1 protein-coding gene is annotated in these 238 nt (G+C 52.1%); it reads right to left on the bottom strand.

All coding sequences use genetic code 11. From position 1 onward, the window contains the following. Positions 1-238, bottom strand: a 238-nt coding sequence (locus tag SB773_RS34425) for an ABC transporter permease subunit (protein WP_410595017.1), incomplete at both ends; no start/stop codon positions are given.

The raw sequence follows: 238 nt of genomic DNA, 5'->3' as shown, positions 1-238 counted from the left end.
ATCGTAAGCACCGGAATCAGAGAGTTACGCAATATATGGCCGTACATGATGCTCTTCTCCCGCAATCCTTTGCTTCTGGCTGTTCGTACGTAATCCATACGGAGCTGGTCCAGCAGCGTGTTGCGCAAATACCGGATAATCACAGCAATGCCCGGAATCGCGAGGGCGAGTGAAGGCAGAAACAGCGATTTGAACGCACCCACAGGATCTTTGGTCCAGGGTACATAGCCGTAAGTCG

The organism is Bacillus sp. SIMBA_074, assembly GCF_046534555.1.
Lineage (GTDB): Bacteria > Bacillota > Bacilli > Bacillales > Bacillaceae_G > Bacillus_A > Bacillus_A mycoides.
The sequence above is the reverse complement of the archived record's forward strand: the minus strand, read 5'-3'. Positions and strand labels throughout refer to the sequence as shown.